General features: G+C 62.2%; 16 protein-coding genes. 11 read left to right on the forward strand and 5 right to left on the reverse strand.

The window, feature by feature from the left end; genetic code table 11:
* Positions 1 to 50: 50 nt before the first annotated feature.
* Genes K3557_RS03740 through K3557_RS03750 form a run of 3 tightly spaced genes read right to left on the reverse strand, consistent with a single transcriptional unit; the run spans position 51 to position 3,027 of the window.
* The gene (locus tag K3557_RS03740) at positions 51 to 1,010 is read right to left on the reverse strand and encodes a tripartite tricarboxylate transporter substrate binding protein (RefSeq protein ID WP_259997754.1); all 960 of its coding nucleotides are present in this window, start codon (positions 1,008 to 1,010) and stop codon (positions 51 to 53) included.
* A gap of 53 nt (positions 1,011 to 1,063) precedes the next feature.
* A complete protein-coding gene (locus tag K3557_RS03745; protein ID WP_259997755.1) occupies positions 1,064 to 1,519 on the reverse strand; it encodes a tripartite tricarboxylate transporter TctB family protein in 456 nt (151 codons plus the stop codon).
* Positions 1,516 to 3,027, reverse strand: coding sequence for a tripartite tricarboxylate transporter permease (locus K3557_RS03750; RefSeq protein ID WP_259997757.1), 1,512 nt, complete (start codon positions 3,025 to 3,027; stop codon positions 1,516 to 1,518). The genes K3557_RS03745 and K3557_RS03750 overlap by 4 nt, the downstream gene beginning before the upstream one ends.
* 111 nt (positions 3,028 to 3,138) lie before the next feature.
* On the opposite strand from K3557_RS03750, the gene K3557_RS03755 reads away from it, so the two are divergent.
* Positions 3,139 to 4,161: a LacI family DNA-binding transcriptional regulator gene (locus tag K3557_RS03755; protein ID WP_259997759.1), complete on the forward strand. Its 1,023-nt coding sequence runs from the start codon at positions 3,139 to 3,141 to the stop codon at positions 4,159 to 4,161.
* Between the two features lie 9 nt (positions 4,162 to 4,170).
* On the opposite strand, the gene K3557_RS03760 is transcribed toward K3557_RS03755, so the two are convergent.
* The gene (locus K3557_RS03760; protein WP_259990762.1) at positions 4,171 to 5,058 is read right to left on the reverse strand and encodes a LysR family transcriptional regulator; all 888 of its coding nucleotides are present in this window, start codon (positions 5,056 to 5,058) and stop codon (positions 4,171 to 4,173) included.
* Positions 5,059 to 5,163: 105 nt separating this feature from the next.
* On the opposite strand from K3557_RS03760, the gene K3557_RS03765 reads away from it, so the two are divergent.
* The 6 genes from K3557_RS03765 (at position 5,164) to K3557_RS03790 (ending at position 13,018) form a co-directional block, all read left to right on the forward strand.
* Positions 5,164 to 6,609 (forward strand): aldehyde dehydrogenase family protein, encoded by a 1,446-nt coding sequence (locus K3557_RS03765; RefSeq protein WP_259990764.1) that lies wholly within the window; start codon positions 5,164 to 5,166, stop codon positions 6,607 to 6,609.
* A gap of 133 nt (positions 6,610 to 6,742) precedes the next feature.
* Entirely contained in the window at positions 6,743 to 7,726 is a 984-nt protein-coding gene (locus tag K3557_RS03770; RefSeq protein WP_259997762.1) for a dipeptidase, read from the forward strand.
* A 5-nt stretch (positions 7,727 to 7,731) separates the two neighbouring features.
* A complete protein-coding gene (locus tag K3557_RS03775) occupies positions 7,732 to 9,444 on the forward strand; it encodes a hypothetical protein (RefSeq protein WP_259990768.1) in 1,713 nt (570 codons plus the stop codon).
* Positions 9,441 to 10,088, forward strand: coding sequence for a DUF3726 domain-containing protein (locus K3557_RS03780; protein ID WP_259997764.1), 648 nt, complete (start codon positions 9,441 to 9,443; stop codon positions 10,086 to 10,088). The genes K3557_RS03775 and K3557_RS03780 overlap by 4 nt, the downstream gene beginning before the upstream one ends.
* Before the next feature lie 12 nt (positions 10,089 to 10,100).
* Complete coding sequence (locus tag K3557_RS03785) at positions 10,101 to 11,111, forward strand: Ldh family oxidoreductase (RefSeq protein ID WP_259997765.1); 1,011 nt, start codon at positions 10,101 to 10,103, stop codon at positions 11,109 to 11,111.
* A 77-nt stretch (positions 11,112 to 11,188) separates the two neighbouring features.
* Positions 11,189 to 13,018: a BCCT family transporter gene (locus K3557_RS03790; RefSeq protein ID WP_259990774.1), complete on the forward strand. Its 1,830-nt coding sequence runs from the start codon at positions 11,189 to 11,191 to the stop codon at positions 13,016 to 13,018.
* 101 nt (positions 13,019 to 13,119) lie between these two features.
* Here K3557_RS03790 and K3557_RS20450 read toward each other — a convergent pair whose 3' ends face one another.
* Positions 13,120 to 14,049 carry a LysR family transcriptional regulator gene (locus K3557_RS20450; RefSeq protein ID WP_311198488.1) on the reverse strand — a complete coding sequence of 310 codons (930 nt, stop codon included), beginning with the start codon at positions 14,047 to 14,049 and terminating at the stop codon, positions 13,120 to 13,122.
* A gap of 107 nt (positions 14,050 to 14,156) precedes the next feature.
* Here K3557_RS20450 and K3557_RS03805 point away from each other — a divergent pair, with 107 nt between their 5' ends.
* The 4 genes from K3557_RS03805 (at position 14,157) to K3557_RS03820 (ending at position 20,212) form a co-directional block, all read left to right on the forward strand.
* On the forward strand, positions 14,157 to 16,622 hold the full coding sequence (locus K3557_RS03805) for a CoA transferase (protein WP_259997767.1): 2,466 nt from the start codon (positions 14,157 to 14,159) through the stop codon (positions 16,620 to 16,622).
* Between the two features lie 206 nt (positions 16,623 to 16,828).
* Positions 16,829 to 17,662: a cytochrome c oxidase subunit II gene (locus K3557_RS03810; RefSeq protein ID WP_259990777.1), complete on the forward strand. Its 834-nt coding sequence runs from the start codon at positions 16,829 to 16,831 to the stop codon at positions 17,660 to 17,662.
* Between the two features lie 70 nt (positions 17,663 to 17,732).
* Positions 17,733 to 19,505, forward strand: a complete 1,773-nt coding sequence (locus K3557_RS03815; RefSeq protein ID WP_259997768.1) for a cbb3-type cytochrome c oxidase subunit I — start codon at positions 17,733 to 17,735, stop codon at positions 19,503 to 19,505.
* Positions 19,502 to 20,212, forward strand: a complete 711-nt coding sequence (locus K3557_RS03820) for a cytochrome c oxidase subunit 3 (RefSeq protein ID WP_259990781.1) — start codon at positions 19,502 to 19,504, stop codon at positions 20,210 to 20,212. Before K3557_RS03815 ends, K3557_RS03820 begins: the two co-directional genes overlap by 4 nt.
* Positions 20,213 to 20,224 lie beyond the last annotated feature (12 nt).

Consider the following 20,224-nt stretch of genomic DNA (forward strand, 5'->3'; position numbering starts at 1 on the left):
GTCCGGGGCAGGGGCGCTGCCCCGGAGGGTTTCGGCCTGGGGGCGCGGGATCAGAGCCCGGCCAGAAGTTCCTTGAGCGTCTGTTCGCGGGCGGCCCACATCGCCTTGACCTCCTCACGGGTCATGATGTGCATGGGCGAGCCGCCGGCCTGCATCTTCTTGGCCACGCGGGGGTTCGCGAACATCTCGGGCACGGTAGCGGCGAGTTCGTCGATCACCTCTTGCGGGGTGCCTTTGGGCACCATCACACCGCGGAAATTGACCGAGGAATTGTCGACGTCCAGCCCCTGCTCCTGCATGGTGGGCACGTCAGGCAGGAACTCCGAGCGCTGCAGGTCCGCCACGCCAAGAATCCTTACGTTGCCCGCCTCCTGCGCACGGAAGGCGTCAGACAGGTTGTTTACCCCGCCCATGACCTCACCGGCGATAACGGCCTTCATCGCTGCGGCACCGCCGCCCTTGGTCGGGATATAGGCCATTTTGACCCCAGCGGCCTTTTCGATCTGCAGCGCGGCGATGTGGTGGCCCACAAACAGGCCCGCGCCGGAGAAGGTCAGCTTGCCTGGGTTTTCCGTGGCATGGGCAACCACATCTGCCATCGAGGTGAAGGGGCTGTCGGCGGCGACAACAAACACAGCCGGGTCGGCGCCCCAGTTGGCGATAGGTTCAAAGCTGTCGGAGGAATACTGCACGCCGCCCTTGATCGACTGGGCGATGAAGTGGGGCACGTTGTAGGCGGCCAGCGTGTAGCCATCCGGATCCGCTTGCGTCGCAAACCAGTTCCAGCCAACACGGCCACCGGCACCCGGCTTGTTGATGATGGCGATGGGCATCCCCAGCGCATCTTCGTTACCCGCGGTCATGGTCACGATGCGGGCCTGAAAATCAGTTGCACCGCCTGCGCCGTAAGAGACCATCATCATGATCGGGCGTTCCGGGTAATCCTCGGCCAAGGCGGCTCCGCCCAGGCCCATCAGCGCCATGGCAGCGCCTGTAATCAGTTTCTTCATTTTCTTCTCCTCCCTTATGATTTCGCTTACATTTCCGGGCCGCGTTCAAACGGTCAGAACAGAATTTCACGTGGCGTGTAGACGCTCAGCAGCAGCGCAAAGAGCCCGTACATCACGGCAACAAAACAGGCGGTGATCAGGGCGCGTTTGCCCCAGGTTCTGGCTTCGGAATGGGGCGCCGGATCGTAAATCGACAGCAGAATGAAAAAGGCGATGGCGGTGGCGGTATAGAACCCCAGTGTCTTGGCAGCCCAGAAGACATAGATCAGCATCACCGCCAGCCCTGGCACCATTTGTATGAACATGCTGCGGGACACGCCCGAGCCGACTTTGCTGAGGCCCAGGACAGCCTTGCCGAATGTCCAGCCGGCCAGCACCACAAACACCGAGGCAATCAGGCGCGGGAACAGGAAAGCCTCGGCAGGGGCCTGCGTGTAGCTGATCCAGGCGACCCAGATGCCGACCGCAAGGACCAGGCCGGAGCCGAAAATATGCTGAGACCGGTTCATGCCTGTGCCTCCTCTTTGGTGGTGTAGCGGCGGCTACGCAGCTCCATCCAGGCTGAATAGGCGACGGAGGCAACAACCACGGCGATCAGGAAGATGTTCAGCCCGCCGGACAGGAAGTAGCTGGCGCGCCCCACTGTGGCGTCGGCGATCATGCCGCCCTGGATAAAGTTGGATTCCGCGATCGGACCCAGGATCAGCCCCAGCACCAGCGGTGCGGCGGAAAAGCCGAACCGTTCCAGAAAATACATGCCGATGCCCAGGCAGGCCATCACATAGACGTCGCCCATCGAGCTTTGCACCGAGTAGGCGCCGAAGACCGATAGCGCCAGCACGATGGCAGCCATCACCGATTGCGGCACCTGGGCAACGCGGGCGGCGAGACCCGCCACGTAAAGGCCGAAGAGGCACATCAGAACCTGGCCCACCAGCATCGAATTGATGAAGGTCCAGGCCACATCCGGGTGATTGTCGAACAGATCGGACCCCGGAAAGATACCGTGGATCAGCAACCCGCCCAGCAGTACCGCGGCGGTGGGGCTGCCGGGGATTGACAGGGTCAGCAGCGGCACCAGCGAAGGGCCGACCATGGCGTTGTTGGCAGCTTCCGCGGCGATCACGCCTTCACTGTGGCCCTTGCCGAATTTTTCCTTCTCGGAGGAGAACTTCTTGGTCTGGTCATAGGCTACCAGTCCAGCGATCTGGCCGCCCACACCAGGGATCAGGCCAATGATCGAACCGGTGATGGTGCCGATGCCCAGGGCCAGGGGACGGCGGAGCAGTTCCTTGGTTGCGTCCAGAACCGAGTGTTTTTGCACCTCGATCACTTCGGCGCCTGATGTGCGGCGGCCCTTGGCGAACATGGTCAGAACCTGCGGGATGGCAAACAGGCCGATGAGGGCCGCGATGATGTTGATGCCGCCGCCAAGGGACGGGTGGAAGATAAAGCGCTGGGCGCCCATGATGTCGTCAAAGCCGATGGTTGCCAGCCACAACCCGATGCAGCCTGACAGCAACCCCTTAACCACCGAGGCGGAATCGAGCGAGCCGATGACCGTGACGCCCAGGATCGCCAGCCAGAACAGATGCGAGGGGCCAAAGGCCAGCGCCCATTCGGCCAGCAGCGGGGTCAGGAAGATCAGCAGCAGCACGCCGAAAATACCGCCGACGGCAGAGGCGAGGAAGGACAGCTGCAGCGCCTTGGCGCCCTGGCCTTGCTTGGCCATCTGGTGGCCGTCCAGCGTGGTGGCGATATTGGCCGGCGCGCCGGGGATCTTCAGCAGGATGGCGCTGACGGCGCCGCCTGCAACAGTGGAGGTATAGGCCGCCCCCAGAAGGATCAGACCCTGCACGGCCTCCAGATGAAAGGTGAAGGGGATCAGCAGCGCCACTGCCATTGTGGGGGAAAGCCCCGGGGTTGCGCCCAGGATAAGCCCGCCGATCGTGCCGCCCAGAAGCAACAGAAAGGACAGCGGCGAGAAGACGTCTCCGAAGTAAAATATGAAGTCCATTCAGGGCCTCCCAACCCGGCTGATCCCGTTTTCACGTTTCTTGACAATTCAGGTTAGGCCATGAAAATAGTATTGCAAACGTTTTCATAAATGTATCGCGGGAGGGGTTTTTTGGCTTCAAAACAAAGGGGTAACGTCGATATCGTCGCGGTGGCCAAGGCTGCCAAAGTGTCTCCCTCCACGGTGTCGCGCACCTTTAATCACCCCGATCTGGTCAGCCCGGCGACTCGCAAGAAGATCAACCGCGCAGTGCAGAAGCTTGGTTATATCCGCAACCGTGCGGCGCAGACGATGCACGGTAAGCGTTCATCCACTATCGGCCTGGTTGTGCCAACAATCAACCATGCGATTTTTGCCGAGGTGATCCAGGCGTTTTCGGATGCCATCGGCAAAGAGGGGTTCAGCTTGCTGCTGGCCTCGCACGGGTATGATCTGGAGCGCGAGTACGCGATGGTGCGCAAGTTTCTGGAGCACCGGGTCGACGGGGTGGCGCTGATCGGGCTGGAGCATTCGCAGGCCACCGCCCGGCTGATCGCGCAGCAGGAAACTCCGGCGATGGCGATCTGGAATTATGCCGAAGATGCGGAACTGCCATGTGTCGGGGCCGACAACTGGCAGGCAGGCCGGATGGCAGCGGCGCATCTGCTGGAACTAGGGCATCGGGACATCGGTCTGATCTTTCCTGACACCCAGGGCAATGACCGGGCGCGGCACCGGCTGTCGGCGGTGCTGGAAACCCTTGAAGCTGCGGGCATCACCGTGCCGCAGGACAGAAAATCCGAGGCGCCTTACAGTGTCGCGCAGGCCAAGCAGGCGGCCTTGGATCTGCTTGCCGGCCCGTCCCGTCCGACGGCGCTGTTGTGCGGCAATGACGTGATTGCCCAGGGCGCGCTGTACGGGGCGCAGAAACGCGGGCTGAAGGTGCCTGAGGAGCTGTCGGTGATGGGGATCGGCGATTTCAAAGGCTCGGCTGATATTGAACCCGGCCTGTCAACGGTCCGGATCCCGGCAGAGGCGATCGGGACACTCGCGGGTGCGCAGTTTACCCGTTTTATCACATCCGATGCGCCGGAACCTTTCAGGCTGTGCTGTGAGCTGGAGCGGGTTATCCGGGGAACCACCGGGCCGGCCTAAGCAATTGCTCTAACCGGGCAGGTCGCTGGACAGGTCGCAGGATTGGATGAACGCACTGCATTCCGCGGTAAGCGCGGCAAAGCGGGAGCGGTCGCGCTGATACAGATAAACTTCGCGCCTGTCCGGCAGGTCGGCAATCGGGCGGAACACCGTGGTTTCCGGCATGAAACGGGCCACGGTTTGCGGCAGAACCGTGACCCATTTTCCGGTGCGCACCATGGTGATCAGTGAATGGGTGTTGTGGATGGTCACATCCGCGCCGCTGCTGGCCTCGACAAAGCGCTCATTGCGGATCAGGTCACACAGCGCATTGCGGACAAATCCCGCGCCGGTGACATCCGCAATGGAGGGCGGGCTGTCTTGCCGAAACAGCGGGTGCCCGGCAGAGCAGACCAGTCCGAAACGGTCCTCGAACAGCGGCACTGCCCTGACCCCGTTCAGCGGGTGATAGCCCGAGGCGATGCCGATATCCGCCTTGCCCTCGGCCAGCGCATCCAGCACCTGCTGGGTGTCGGTATCGCGCAGTTCAACCTTAAGCCCGGGGTAGCGGGCGGTCATATGCTCCAGCACCGGCGGGAACACCAGCGCCGCAACTGAAGGCACCGAGACGATGCGGATCAGCCCGTGAATGGCCTCTGCTGCCATTTCGATGCTTCGCACGGTCTGGTCGAACTGGCGCACTTGTTTCTGGGCCAGTTCAAACACCTGCTCTCCCAATGATGACAGTTGGTTCTTGCGCTCGCCTTCGAACAGCTTTTTGCCCAGATGGTCCTCCATTTGCTTGAGGGTCATGGAGACAGCTGACTGGGTCCGACCCAGACGATTGGCCGCCTCTGACAGGTTGCCGGTCTGCGCCACCGTGCAAAACGCACGCAGCATTTCGATTTTTAAAGCCATGATTTCAGAAATTCTGTAGTTACGTTCAGTTAATTGAGTTTGACTGATGCCGGTGCCGAAGTCCATCCTGCTGTAAACCTGAAATTCAGCATCTGGGGCTTCTCCGTGACCAAATTGAACCTGATTGCCGGCGAATGGCTGGCTGGCGAAAGCGAAATCGAAAACCGCAACCCTTCGGATCTGAGCGATCTGGTCGGCATGTTTGCCCAGGCAAGCGCCGATCAGCTGGAGGCAACGCTGGACCAGGCGCAAGTTGCGCAAGCCGAGTGGGAAGCCTATGGCATGGAGCGCAAGCAGGCGGTGCTGATGAACATCGGCAACGAGCTGATGTCCCGCGCCGAGGAGCTGGGCACCCTGCTGTCCCGCGAAGAAGGCAAGCCGTTTGCTGAAGGCAAGGGCGAAGTCTACCGTGCCGGTCAGTTCTTCACCTATTACGCCGCTGAATGCCTGCGTCAGCTGGGCGAAAATGCCGATTCTGTACGTCCCGGCGTTGAAATCGACGTGCGCCGCGAAGCGGTTGGCACCGTTGCCATCATCAGCCCCTGGAATTTCCCGACCGCAACCGCGTCGTGGAAAATTGCGCCGGCGCTGTGCTATGGCAACGCCGTAGTTTGGAAACCTGCCAACATCACACCGGCATCGGCTGTTGCACTGACAGAAATCATCAACCGTCAGGACATCCCCAAGGGTCTGTTCTCGCTGGTCATGGGCTCGGGCCGCTCGATCGGTCAGCGCTTGGTGGAAAGCCCCAAGGTCAACGCCATTTCCTTTACCGGTTCGGTTCCGGTTGGCAAAGGCATCGCCTCCGCAGCCATCCAGAACCTGACCAAAGTGCAGATGGAGATGGGGTCCAAAAACGCGCTGGCGGTTATGGATGACGCAGATATCGATCTGGCTGTGACCCTCGCGCTTGGCGGTGCCTTTGGCAGCACCGGTCAGAAGTGCACCGCGTCGTCGCGTCTGGTTGTGCATGCTTCGGTTCACGATGAATTTGTCGAAAAACTGGTCGCGGGCGCCAGCGCCTACAAGGTTGGCCACGCCCTGGAAGAAGGCACGCAAATTGGCCCCGTTGTCAGCGAGCAGCAGCTGAACGAGAACCTGGCCTATGTCGATCTGGGCAAAACCGAAGGCGCCGAACTCGCCTGCGGCGGCCAGCGGCTGGAGATGCCGCACGAGGGCTATTACATGTCCCCCGGCGTTTTCCTGAACACCAACAACCAGATGCGCATCAACCGCGAGGAAATGTTCGCGCCGCTGACCAGCGTGATCAAGGTTGGCAGCTATGACGAAGCGCTGAGCGTGGTGAACGACACTAACTTCGGCCTGACCTCGGGCATTGTTACCCAGTCGCTGGCCCGCGCCACCCATTTCCGCCGCAACGCCCGCACCGGTGTTGTCACCGTCAACCTGCCGACCGCAGGCACCGACTACCACGTGCCGTTCGGCGGCCGCGGCGACAGCTCTTATGGCCCGCGCGAGCAGGGCAAGGCAGCGGCGGAGTTCTATACCACCGTCAAGACCGCCTACATCAGCGCCGGCAATCCGGTCTGATTAAACGACTCTGGCAGCGCCGTGCAGCCGGCCTGCCAGTTTATGGACGCGCCCGTTCTGCCTCACGTGGGGCGGGCGCATACTGCCCGCCGCAAGGGGCCGGGCGATGGTTTTTGAAATTCGAGGTGCTTGAATGACTGGATACCGTATCGATTGCCTGCAATATGCCAACTGGTCGGAGAAGATATTCCGCCAGCTGCGCGAGGGCGGCGTGGACGCGATCCAAGTCACCATTGCCTATCACGAGAACTTCCGCGAAACGGTTCTGAACTTTGAGAAGTGGAACCGCTGGTTCGAGCAGTATCCGGACCTGATCATGAAGGGGCAGTGGGCCTCTGACATCGACAAGGCCCGCGAAACCGGCCGCACCGCGGTATTCTTCGGCTTCCAGAATCCCTCGCCGATGGAAGACGACATCGGCCTGGTCGAGATCCTGCACACCCTGGGCGCGCGGTTCATGCAGCTCACCTATAACAACCAGTCGCTGCTGGCGACCGGCTGTTACGAGGCCGAGGATCCCGGCATCACCCGGATGGGCAAACAGGTCATCAAGGAGATGAACCGCGTCGGACTGGTCGTGGACATGAGCCATTCCGCCGACCGTTCCACCATCGAGGCGGCGGAGATTTCCACCCGCCCGATCGCCATCACCCATGCCAACCCGTATGAGTGGTCGCCGGCCCTGCGCAACAAAAAGGATGACGTCATCCGCGCGGTCACAGGCCACGGCGGCATGCTGGGCTTTTCGGTCTATCCGCATCACCTGAAGGACAAGGGCGCCTGCACCCTGCAAAGCTTCTGCGAAATGATTGCCCGCACCGCCGACAAATACGGGGTGGCACACCTCGGCATCGGCACCGACCTGTGCCAGGATCAGCCCGACAGCGTGGTTGAGTGGATGCGCGTCGGCCGCTGGAGCAAAGAAATCGACTACGGCGAAGGATCAGCCGCCGCTCCGGGATTCCCGGAAATGCCAAGCTGGTTCAAGGACAACCGCGACTTTGGAAACATCGAAGAGGGCCTTCGCGCGACGGGCATGAACGATGATGAGGTCAGCGGCATCATGGGCGGGAACTGGCACCGGTTCTTTGCCGAAAACTTTGGCCCCAAAGGATAACCTAAATGGAAACAACCGCGCAGACATCAATATCATTACGGGACCCGGCGCAGGTCATGCGCCTTAGCCGTCTCGGTTCTTTGCACCAGTGCCGTCTCAGCTTCATGCGGATTCTGACACGGCGCATGGCCCGCGAAAACTGGAGCTTTTCGCGCCCCAAGTTTGATATTGATGAAAACGGGGTCGGCGTTGCGGTCTTTTCCGCAACCGGCCCTGCGCGGACCTATTCTCTAATAGCCTTTGCACATGATCTGCCGCCTGAAATGCGGTCGGATCGTGTGATTGCAACTGCGTGGGATGCCACCTTTGCCCTGTTCGATGGTGTCCCGACGGACGAAGACATCGAACGTCTTTCGAAAAATGTCCCCTATCAGGAAGCCGGCCGGGTCAGCGAGCGCGAGATTTCGGTATCGCGCGCAAACCGGTCCGTGCGCCTGTGGGAACATGTGGTTTCCGCCCTGTCCGAAGGCCGCCAGCCGGATGCTGCCCAGCTTGATGCCGTCGGCTATCTGATGCGGACCACAGCCGTTTACGGATCGGGAAAACTGGGTGCTGCGGACCGCGAGATGATCGCAAAACGCCCCGAATTCCAGGTTCCTTTTCAGGCCGAGATGCTATCGGTTTTCCTGACCCGCTGGTTTGTGCGCGATCTGGTGCAGCATATGGCAGACCTGCGCGCCAAGGCGGCAGGCCGAACAGCAGCACAGCTGGCCCCGGAACTGGCCCGGTCGCTGGGGATCGGCAATTCAACCGGTCTGGGCATGGCGCCGTTCCTGCTGAACCATCCGGTTCTGTTCAACAACTGGATCGCCGCCCGCGAGGATGCAATCCGTACCGTCCGCAGTCTGGACAGCGCATCGGAGGACGAAATCGCTCTGTTCCTGCGGCTTTTGCAGCGCAGCAAAAAGAATGTTGACCTGTGGCAGTCCGAGCATGAGATCCAGGTGCGCAAACTGGCCGGGCTGCGGAACGACCTGGAACAGATCGACGCCTATCTGAGCACTCCGCAGGTGCTAAGCGGTCCCCAGCCCTGGGATCAGATGCACCGCTGGGCCGAAGAAACACTGTCTCTGGAAGGCCAGGAATGGCTGGCCTCAATGATGCTGGAACCCTATGGCAGCCTGATTGACGAGTTGAGCGACGGCATGGCGGCAGACAATACGCCGACGTTCCGGATTGCCGGTGCGATGACCATTGACGAACTGCGCGGGCTTCTGACGCGGATTTATGAATGGGCGATCGGTACAGACTGGCAGAAACGGGAAAACCGGGCCCGCGCCTGGTATGTGTCCGAAGAAAAGCTGGAACCGCGCCTGGGCGAACGGTTTGAGGAGCCGGTGGAGGAATACGAGCAGCCGCTGGCGCCTGGCCGGGATGCTGCGGCGCTGTTCAATGCGCTGGCGCATTGGCAGGGGGAGATCCGCGTCGCCGAGTTCCTGCTGCGCCATCCTGAATACCGTCATACGGTGCGCCGGGCGCAGATCGCGGGCCGCGCACCTTATGCCGAGATCCGTGACAACACGATCTCGCACGACGTTCTGCCGATTGACATGCTGCGTTGCAAACTCGCCTTCTTTGGCGCCACGCAGTTTGATCCCCGCTCTGACCGCTGGGTGCGGATCTGCATGTATGGCAACGCACCCTACCCGCAGGAGCTTTCGCAGGAGAACGCTGAATTCTGGGTCTACCCCAGACTGGAAGAGGGCGCACTGGCATGAACCATTCCCTGAATGAAATCGAAGCAATGTGCAAACGCGCTGCACGTGGCGCCGGCCTTCCCTGGGGATTGGCCGAGGAGGCTGCAAAAGGCACGCGCTGGCTCTCTTCCTTTGGCTTTCCGGGGGCGGAGCTGCTGGCTGCGCTGCTGGAGATGAACGACCGTTTGCCGCCCGCGGATCTGGCGCCCTTGGCACTGACAGGCGTGTGGAGCGCCCCGTCGGGGCGGATGAGCCCGCTGATTGCCGGCGCCGCCCTAAGCGACTGCGCGGTACAGCTGATGGATGCGGGCCGGATCGAAATGGAGCGTGTTTGCGTGCCGTTGCTGCTGGTTCCCTTTGCTGCAGGGGCTGCGTTGCGGCTGGAAACTCCGGTCGCTGTTGAATGGGCGGGTGTCTACCTTGCAACAGATGGCCGCCAGCTGTGCGCGCGGGGCGCTCCCGACGCCTACACAGCGATGCTTGCCGACAAGGTCGCTTTCACCACTCCGGCTGAAATGACCGACCGCCGGGAGCCGGTTTTGCGCGGCAGCGCTCCGGCCGAGGCCTGGGACCGCCTTGGCGTTCTTGCCCACCGCACTTATGCGCCCGCCACCGAAGCTTCGCGATTGCGCGGCGCCGGTGCCGGGCTGTCTGACAACGACTGAAGAGGCGTCGCTATGACCGAAACCAAAACCCTGACCCTTGCCGAGATCGAGGATCTGTCCTTCCGCGCCCTGGTGGCGGCGGGCACATCCGAGGCCAACGCCCGCCCGCTGGCTGTTGCCACCGCAGCAACCGAAGCGGATGGCGTCGCCAGCCATGGCTTGGCCTATATCCCGATCTATGCCGAGCATGTTCAATGCGGCAAGGTGGACGGGCAGGCGGTTCCGGCTCTGGCGCGTCCGCGTCCCGGCGTGGTGGCGGTGGATGCTGCCACCGGCTTTGCCCATTCCGCGATTGACATGGGGTTCGAGGCGCTGATCCCGGCTGCCCGCGAGCAGGGGGTCGCGGTTCTGGCGATCCGCAACAGCTATAACTGCGGCGTGCTGGGCTATCACACCGCCCGTCTGGCCCGCGCCGGACTGGTGGGGCTGGGCTTTACCAATGCGCCCGCCTCCATCGCGCCTTCGGGCGGTAAGAAACCTGTTGTCGGCACCAATCCGTTCTCAGTCGCGGTGCCGGGTGAAGACGGTGAGCCGGAACTGCTGATCGACCAAAGCGCCAGCACCATCGCCAAAAGCGAAGTGATGAAACACGCCCGCGAAGGCAAGGAGATCCCGCTGGGCTGGGCGCTGGACGCCGACGGCAATCCGACCTCCGACCCGGATGCGGGCCTTAAGGGGTCAATGGCGCCGTCGGGCGGTTACAAAGGCGTCAGTGTTGCGCTGCTGACCGAGATCATGGCCGCAGCCCTGACCGGTGCGACCCTTGGTATCAACGCCTCGCCGTTTTCCGGCACTGCAGGCGGGCCGCCTAAAACCGGCCAAATGTTCATCGCAATCGACCCGGTTGCCACCTCAAATGACAGTTTTCGATCCGGAATGGTCGGAATCGTAGAAGCAGTACGTGCGCAGACTGGCGCACATCTGCCGGGCGACGGGCGCCGCGGCAAGCGGATCAAGGCCCGGACAGATGGCGTCGCAGTCAGCGTAGCAACGCTGAACAGGATCAAAGCCCTGATGGGCTGACGCCAGACTCCGGCGGTTGCGCGAACCGCCGGAAAATCCGCACTTCGGTGCGGCACGTGCGAAACGGGAGGAAACGCATGTCAATTAAACAACCTTTCACCGATCTGGAGATTAACACCTCCGACGGTGGCTTCTATAAGGGGCACAGTCTTGAGATCGCCTTGCTCAGCAAGGGGATCATGGTCGCTTTGGTTCTCTGGGCGCTGGTCTGGCCGGCCAACGCCACCGGCGTTCTGGGCAGCCTGAACGGGCGCATTCTGGAAGACTTCAACGCCTTCTACATCGTCATTGTCGGCTTCTTCGCCTTTTTCCTGTTTGTGGTCGCCGCATTGCCGCAAACCGGTAAGCGGATCATGGGGACGCCGGGCGAGCAAAAGGAGTTCTCGGATTTTTCCTGGTTCTCGATGATGTTCGGTGCCGGTCTGGGCGTCGGCCTGATGGTTTTTGCCACCGCTGAGCCGCTTGGCCTTTGGGGTTCCAACCCGGAAGTGCTGGCGCAGAACGTGGTTCCGAACACCGAAGAAGCCATTCAGTCCGGCTTCCGCTACACGTTCCTGCATTACGGCTTCCATGCCTGGGCGATCTATGTGGTGACGGGTCTGTCGCTGGCCTATTACGCCTACACCCGTGATATGCCGCTGACCATCCGCACCGCACTGACTCCGCTGTTCGGCAAGCTGATGAACGGCATTGCGGGCCATGTGGTTGACGTGCTGGGCGTGGTTGCAACCATCCTGGGTGTGTCTGTGACCATCGGTTTCGGTGTCAGCCAGTTTGTTGACGGCGTCTATGCCATCACCGGCATGGAATGGATGATGGACATGAGCGGCGACGCGCCGGCACCCGGCACTGTTGGCCTGCTGTCAGGTCTCTTTGCCATCATGGGCCTGTCGATCATCTCGGCTGTGTCCGGCGTGGGCCGCGGCGTGAAGTACCTGTCCAACCTGAACCTGGTTTTGTCGTTCATCCTGCTGCTGACCTTCGTGGTCTTCGGCTCCTTCATGTTTGCAATGACGACCTATGCGACGGCCTTTGTGGACTACATCCTGCATTTCGCTTCGCTGAGCTTCGGTCCCTACACCCCGCAGCCTGCGGCTGATTTTGCGGCGGCACTGCCTGCAGAGGCTGCCCCGTATGCGGATGCGCTGCGCGGCGGTGCGACCAATGCCTGGGGCTCCTTCGACGGCTTCAAATCGGGTCTGGAAGGCGAAGCGGCTGCCCTGTCCGACGACGTTCTGTCGGCGGCCTATGCCGCGGGTGAACCGCAGCGCCAATTCGGCTGGCAGTCAGCCTGGACCACGTTCTACTGGGCCTGGTGGATTGCGTTCTCGCCCTTCGTCGGCCTGTTCCTGGCACGCATTTCCCGCGGCCGTTCGGTGCGTGAATTCATCATCGGCTGCGTGTTTGCACCGGCGATGGTCTGCTTTGCCTGGATGGCTATTCTGGGCGGCACCGCGATCGACCTGGAACTCAGCGGTGCGGCAGAAGGCGCCATCATCGGCGCGTCGAACACGGCCAAGCTGTTTGTGACCTTGCAAAGCATGATCGACGGCGGCCTGCTGTCGGGCATCACCATCATGTGTGTTGTGCTGATCATGACCTTCCTGGTTACCTCGGCGGACTCCGGCATCCTGGTGATGAACACCATCATGTCCGGCGGTGATCAGAACATCGGCAACAAGCACAAGATCGTTTGGGGCCTGATCCTGACCGCTGTGATCGGCACCCTGCTGTTCGCAGGCAAGCAGAACGGCGGAGCCGATCCGATGGAGGCGCTGAAAAGCGCGATGATCATCGGCGCGCTGCCTTTCACCATGGTGATGGGCCTGATGTGCGTGTCGCTGGCCAAGGCGCTGTACCGTGACGGTCTGCGCGAAAAGGCTGGGGAAAGTGCACCTGCTGAATAAGCAACACCTCCGGGCTGCTTATACCAGAGCGGCCCGGTAAACAGATCAGCCGCCTATTCAGGCGGCAACAGGGCCGGCGGGAGAGATCCCTCCGGCCCTTTTTATTTGGGGCTAGCCGGATCCCGGCTGGCTGCGGCTTCCCGTTTGAACCACTTCAGCATCCGCTCCAGCGCGCTGCCGCCGCTTTCGCGGTACTGCAGAAAGTAGCTGTGCGGCCTGTCCGACACCGCAGGCCCCAGCCGCAGCACCTCGCCGGCTGCTAGGGCCTGATCGGCAATCCCCGCCCAGCCCAGCCCAATGCCTTCACCGCGCCGTACCGACTGCAGCAGGAACGGATAGGCGTCGAATTCCGCGGCGGTGCCGAAGTGCGGCGCCTGCAGCCCTGCATGGGAAAACCAGCCATCCCAGGTCAGAAAGCCAGAGGTTCCGGTGTCAAAATGCAAAAACAGATCCGGCGCGAGTTGTGCAATGCTGTTCTCTGCCTCTGGGTAGGTTTCCAGAAAACCGGGGCTGCAAATCGGAAAGGTTTCTGCTGGGATTAGCGGAAAATACGGCCGGTCCGGCATCCGCGACGGATCCCAGACAACTGCTGCATCCAGGCGGCTAAGGTCAATGTCGCCCAGCTGGTCCGTGGTCACTACCCGCACCCGGCCGCCGCCCAGATAAGCACGCAAGGCAGAGAAACGAGGCATTAGCCATTGATCGGCAAAGCCGAAGGTGCAGGCGAGTGTCACCTCATCCGTGTCCGGAGCAGCCAGAACCTCGCTCCAGGCCTGATCCACATGACCCAGCCCCAGCGCCACCGCATCGGCCAGCCGGGCGGCATTGGCAGTCGGGGTGATCCGGTTGTTGTTGCGCTCGAACAGCGGCTGCCGCAGGCGCTCCTCCAAAGTGGAGATATGGCGCGAGACCGCAGGCTGGCTGAGGCCCAGCTCAGCCGCGGCGCGGGACAGGCTGGCATGGCGCACCGCCACTTCCAGCACCAAGAGGGCGTTCAGCGAACCGGCGGTGGGGCGTATTGAGCGTTCCATAGGAAATTGTTAGGGAGAGCATGCTTTTTTGGCCAGTGGATATTGCGGGACCTGAAGATAATCTGTTGCGGATTGAACTTTGAACCGACAACAGGCGAGACCTCTTCATGCCGCAGCGCCCCCTTTCCCACATTCGCATTCTTGACTTCGGCCACTACCTGGCCGGCCCCCTGACCGGCATGATGCTGGCCGATATGGGGGCTGAGGTGATCCGCATCACCCCGCCCGGCGGCACCGGCTTTGACGGTGCTGCGTTTGACATGCTGTCGCGGGGCAAGCAGGTGCTGGAACTGGACCTGAAATCCGATGAAGGCCGCGCTGCCGCAATTGGGCTGGCCAAACGTGCCGATGCGGTGATCGAAAACTTCCGCCCCGGGGTGATGGGCCGGCTGGGCCTGGGGCCGGAGGCCTTGCGCGCGGCCAACGATCAGCTGGTCTATCTGTCGATGCCGGGCTTTGCCTCCACTGACGCTGATCTCGCGGACCTGCCCGCCTGGGAGGCGGTGATTGCCGCCTATACCGGCCAATTCACCGACATGGGGCTGAACCGCCGCCTGATGGGCATCAACCCGTCTTTTTCGCCGCTGGCGCTGGCTTCGGCTTATGGGGCCAGCTTTGGCGCCATGTCGGTGCTGTTTGCGCTGAACGCGCGGGCACAGAACGGCGGCGACCATATCGAGGTGCCGCTGGCCGCCGCCCTGCTGGAGGGGCTGGTCTATAACTGCGAGCAGATCGAGGACTACCCCGAGCGCTATAAATCCCCGCGCGAGGTGGAGCTGGACCGGCGCGAAGCCGAAGGCCTGCCGATGAACCTGAAGTTCGAGGAGCTGTCGGAGTTCCTCGACCCGTTCTACCGCACCTACACCTGCGCTGATGGGCGCGGTTTCTATGTGGTGGCCGGCTCGGTCGCCACCCACCCGCGGCGGGTGCTGGAGACCCTTGGGCTGAAGGATCTGGCGGACGGGTTGCCGGATTTCTCCGCCTATCTGGACACCAAGGACTGGCCCGCGGAATGGTCAATGCGCAATTATCCGGTAGGGCCGTCCGACCGGGCGCGGGTGTCCTCGGCGATGAAGGCCGCCTTCCTGACCAAACCATCGTATGAGTGGGAGGATTTGTTCGGCGCCGCCAAGGCCCCCGCCACCGCGCAGCGTTTCACCAAGGAATGGCTGGACGACCCGCATGCGCTGGCCTCGGGCCTGGTGCTGCAGGTAGCGGATGCCAAGCACGGCGCGATGCGGCAGATGGGCAATGTGGCCTGGCTGGCAGGCGACGCTGGCGCAGCACATAAGGTGAGCGCCGTCAAAGCCGATCTGACGGGGCTTCTGGCGGAGCCGGAGCGCAGCACTGGCGGCGGTCATGAAGGCAAAGGATGGCTCGACGGGTTGAGGGTCGTCGACCTTACCAATGTGATCGCCGGGCCGACCATCGGATCAACCCTGGCGCGGTTCGGCGCCGAGGTGAAGCTGGTGCAGCCGGTGGATCCGTCGGTGGATCCCTGGAACACCGTTGTCTTTGGCATCCACGCGCAGCGCGGCAAGGAGAGCATCCTGCTGAACCTGCGCACGGACGCGGGGCAGGACGCATTGGCCAAGCTGATTGCTGGCGCTGATGTGATCACCATGAATGGCACGGACGAGCAGCGGGACAAGCTGGGACTGTCTCCGGCGCGGCTGGCCGCAATCAACCCGCGCCTGATCCTGGTGCAGCTGGATGCCTTTGGCGGGCCTATGCGCGGGCCGAAGTCGGATCACCTGGGCTATGACGACCTGGCGCAGGCGGCAACCGGCGTGATGCTGCGCTTTGGCGGCGGCCTGGACACGCCCGAGGAGCACGCCCATTTCGGCACCATCGACGTGCTGACCGGTTTTTGCGCCTGTGTGGCTCTGGGAGGCGCTCTGCTGCGGCTTAAGGAAACCGGCAAAGGCGGGGTGGCGCGGGCCTCGCTGGCGGCGGCGGGCAATCTGATCCAGGCGCAGTTCATGTACACCCACGCGGGCAGGGCACCGTTTGACGAACCCTCAGGCCGCGAGGCCCTGGGCTGGGGGCCGTTCTACCATTGCTATCAGGCCGCGGACGGCTGGTTCTTCTTTGCGGCGCCGAGTGAGCGCGGCGCCGCGCTGGCGCGGGTGGCAGAGCTGGCAGACCTGGCCGCGCTGCCGGAGGATCAGTTGCACCGCGCCCTGTCCCTGCGGTTCAGCACCCAGCCGCTTGCCCATTGGCGTGCGGCTTTTGCCGGAACTTCTTCCACGGCGGTGCCGCTGTCGTCGCTGCACGAAACCCGCGATGCGGCGCTGCAGCTGGAAAGCGCCGGCAATATCGACCTGAAACAAGCAACGTTCCGGGTGATCCGCCACGACCGGCACCCGATGGGCCGCTGGTGCGATCTGGTGGCGCCGAATGCGGTGCGCCCGCAAGCAGGCCGGATCACCATCCCGGGGCCCGCGCCGAAATACGGTGCGCACACCGGAACCATCCTGGAGCGGTTGGGTTACCCGCCGGAACAGGCTGAGGCGATGATTGCCAGCGGTGCTGCGGGTGAGGCCTGGTCGGAAAAATACTTGCCGGAATAGGTCTTGGATCTGCGTCTTTGCGGAGTAGGGGCGCCTGTTTGTCTTTGCCGGGAAATGCGGGGAATTGGAAATTACCTGCCGCAAAAGGCGTAAAACTTCCGGATTCTGGATTAATTTGTGAAACCGTCATATAGTGGCATCTCATGCCAAATGAACCTGTGTGCCGGACGGTCGGAAATGTCCGGGCAGCGGGGAAAGGGGGCGGGATGCTGATTGCGGTCGTGCTTGTGCTGATCGTGGCGGGGTCTGTTGCGTTCCATCTGTTAAGCCCGTGGTGGTGGACGCCGATCGCGTCGAATTGGGACTATATCGACGATACGCTGGTTATAACTTTCTGGATCACCGGCGCGGTGTTTGCCGCGGTGGTCTTGTTCACGGCTTATTGCGTCTGGAAATTCCGCCACCGGCCCGGGCACAAGGCGGAATTCGACCCGGAAAACAAACGGCTGGAGCTGTGGCTGACCGGGGTGACCGCTGTGGGAGTGGCGGCGATGCTGGTGCCGGGGCTGTTTGTGTGGAAGCAGTTCGTCACCGTGCCTGAAGACGCCACTGAACTTGAGGTCTTCGGCCAGCAGTGGAGCTGGGCCTACCGGCTGCCCGGCGCTGACGGGGTGCTGGGCACCGCCGATGCGGAATGGGTGAACGGGGAAAACCCTTTGGGTGTCAATCCGCATGACCGCTTTGGCAAGGATGACCTTATAGTCGAGGGCGGTGAGGTGTATCTGCCGGTGGATAAGCCGGTGAAGCTGCTGCTGCGCTCGATCGATGTGCTGCACAATTTCTACGTGCCTGAATTCCGCGCCAAGATGGACATGGTGCCTGGCATGGTCACCTATATCTGGCTCATCCCCACCCGCACCGGCACCTTTGAAGTGTTATGCGCCGAGTACTGCGGCACCGCCCATCCCTTCATGCGCGGCTATGTGAGCGTAGTGGAGGCGGAGGAATACCAGGAGTGGCTGCAGGAGCAGCTGACTTTTGAAGAATATGCCAATGGGGGCTCTGAAACCGGAGCCGGAACCAGGCTCGCACGGCGCTGAGGGGGCGGGCGCAATGCGCCCCCATGTGAGGAAGGCCGGGCGATACATCTGAATTGGATGGAGTTCTGCAATGACCGACTACTTGCCTGAACCGGACAGCAATCTGCCGCCGCGCGAAGTGGCCGATGTGATGCCGCCGCATGCGCACAGCTGGATCGGCAAATACGTCTTCTCGCAGGATGCCAAATACATCGCCATCCAATACTCCGGCACCGCCATTGCAATTGGCATGGTGGCGCTGGTGCTGTCGTGGCTAATGCGGCTGCAGCTGGGCTTTCCCGGCACTTTCGACTTCATCACGGCCGAGGCCTATTACCAGTTTGTCACCATGCACGGGATGATCATGGTGGTCTATCTGCTGACTGCGATCTTCCTGGGGGGCTTCGGCAATTACCTGATCCCGCTGATGGTCGGTGCGCGCGATATGGTGTTTCCCTTCGTCAATATGCTCAGCTTCTGGATCTACCTGCTGGCGGTTCTGGTGCTGGTGGCCAGCTTCTTTGTTCCTGGCGGCCCCACTGGCGCAGGCTGGACGCTGTACCCGCCGCAGGCGGTGCTGTCCGGCACCCCGGGCGGCGCGCAGGGCGGGATCATCCTGATGCTGCTGTCGCTGATCCTGTTCATCATCGGCTTCACCATGGGCGGGCTGAACTATGCCGTCACCGTGCTGCAGGCCCGCACCCGCGGCATGACAATGATGCGGCTGCCGCTGACGGTCTGGGGGATCTTCACCGCCACGGTGATGGCGCTGCTGGCGTTTCCAGCGCTGTTTGTGGCCTGCGTGATGATGCTGTTCGACCGGCTGCTGGGCACTTCTTTCTTCATGCCGACGCTGGTGGAACTGGGTGAAAAGCTCAGCTATGGCGGCGGCAGCCCGATTGCGTTTCAGCATCTGTTCTGGTTTTTCGGCCACCCCGAAGTCTACATCGTGGCACTGCCCGCCTTCGGCATCGTCTCCGATCTGATTGCCGTGCATGCGCGCAAGACCGTGTTCGGGTACCGGATGATGGTTTGGGCGATCGTGATCATCGGCGCGCTCAGCTTTATTGTCTGGGCACACCATATGTATGTCTCCGGCATGCACCCATGGTTCGGCTTTTTCTTTGCCACCACCACGCTGATCATCGCCATTCCCACCGCGATCAAGGTCTACAACTGGGTGCTGACCTTGTGGAAGGGCGATATCCACCTGACCATCCCGATGCTGTTTGCGCTGGGCTTTATCGTCACCTTCGTGAACGGCGGGCTGACGGGGCTGTTCCTGGGCAATGTGGTGGTTGATGTGCCGCTGTCGGACACGATGTTTGTGGTCGCCCATTTCCACATGGTGATGGGGGTGGCGCCGATCATGGTGATCTTTGGCGCGATCTATCACTGGTATCCGCTGATGACCGGCCGGCTGCTGAACAACGCCATGGGGCAGATCCATTTCTGGGTCACCTTCATTGGCGCTTATGCGATCTTCTTCCCGATGCATTATGTCGGACTTGTCGGCGTGCCGCGCCGCTATTTTGAGCTTGGCGAGCCGGAGTTCCTCACCGCGCCGGTGGAAGGGCTGAATGCCTTCATTTCATCGGCGGCGCTGATAGTCGGCGCGGCGCAGCTGCTGTTCCTGTTCAATATCCTCTGGAGCCTGCGCCACGGGCGCCGATCAGGCGGCAATCCCTGGCGGGCGACCTCGCTGGAGTGGCAAACACCTGAAATCCCGCCCCGGCACGGCAATTGGGACGAGCTGCCCAATGTCTACCGCTGGGCCTATGATTACAGCGTGCCCGGCGCGGCTGAGGATTACGTCGCGCAGACTGACCCTTGGGTGCCGGACGGGCAGGGGCGGCGGCTGTGACTGTCATCCTCGCCTTTCTGGCGCTGGTGGCGCTGGCTGCGGGGCTGTGGCTGTCGCAGCAGCATCTGGCCGCCAAGCCCTGGCTGGAAACCGGGATTGCGCCCTTGGCGGGTCACGGTCCGGGCCGCGCACCGGGTTTCATCTTCATAGCGGTCTTTGTAACGGTGATCGGCGGGCTGTTTGCAATGCTGGGCAGCGCCTTTGTCATGCAGATCGAAGAAACCCCGTGGGAGCTGGTGCCGCTGCCGGGTCGGGTCTGGCTGAACACGGTTTTGCTGCTGCTGGCCAGCCTGTGTCTGCAATTTGTGGTGATGTCCGCACGGGCAGGCACGCAGCGCTGGCTGCGCGGCAGCCTGATTGCAGCAAGCATCGCCACACTCGCCTTTCTGGCCGGCCAGATGCAGGTGTGGATCACCTTGACCGATGGCGGCTACCGGCTGGATGGCACTCCGGCGGCGAGTTTCTTCTATCTGATCACCGGCTTGCATGGGCTGCACATGCTGGGCGGTATCATTGCGCTGGCGGTGGTTTGCCTGCGCCATGCCGGGACCGGAACCGGATCAGGGGACGTCAAGACGCTGCTGCCGGGTGTGCGGCTTTGCGCGCTCTATTGGCACGCGCTGCTGGCGTTCTGGCTGATGCTGTTTGCGCTGTTGCAGGGCTGGGGCAATGCGTTTCTGGCGCTTTGCCGCGCGGCTGTGAGTTGAGGAGGGAGACAG

Origin of the sequence: Leisingera sp. M523 (genome assembly GCF_025141335.1) — a bacterium.
Classification (GTDB): domain Bacteria; phylum Pseudomonadota; class Alphaproteobacteria; order Rhodobacterales; family Rhodobacteraceae; genus Leisingera.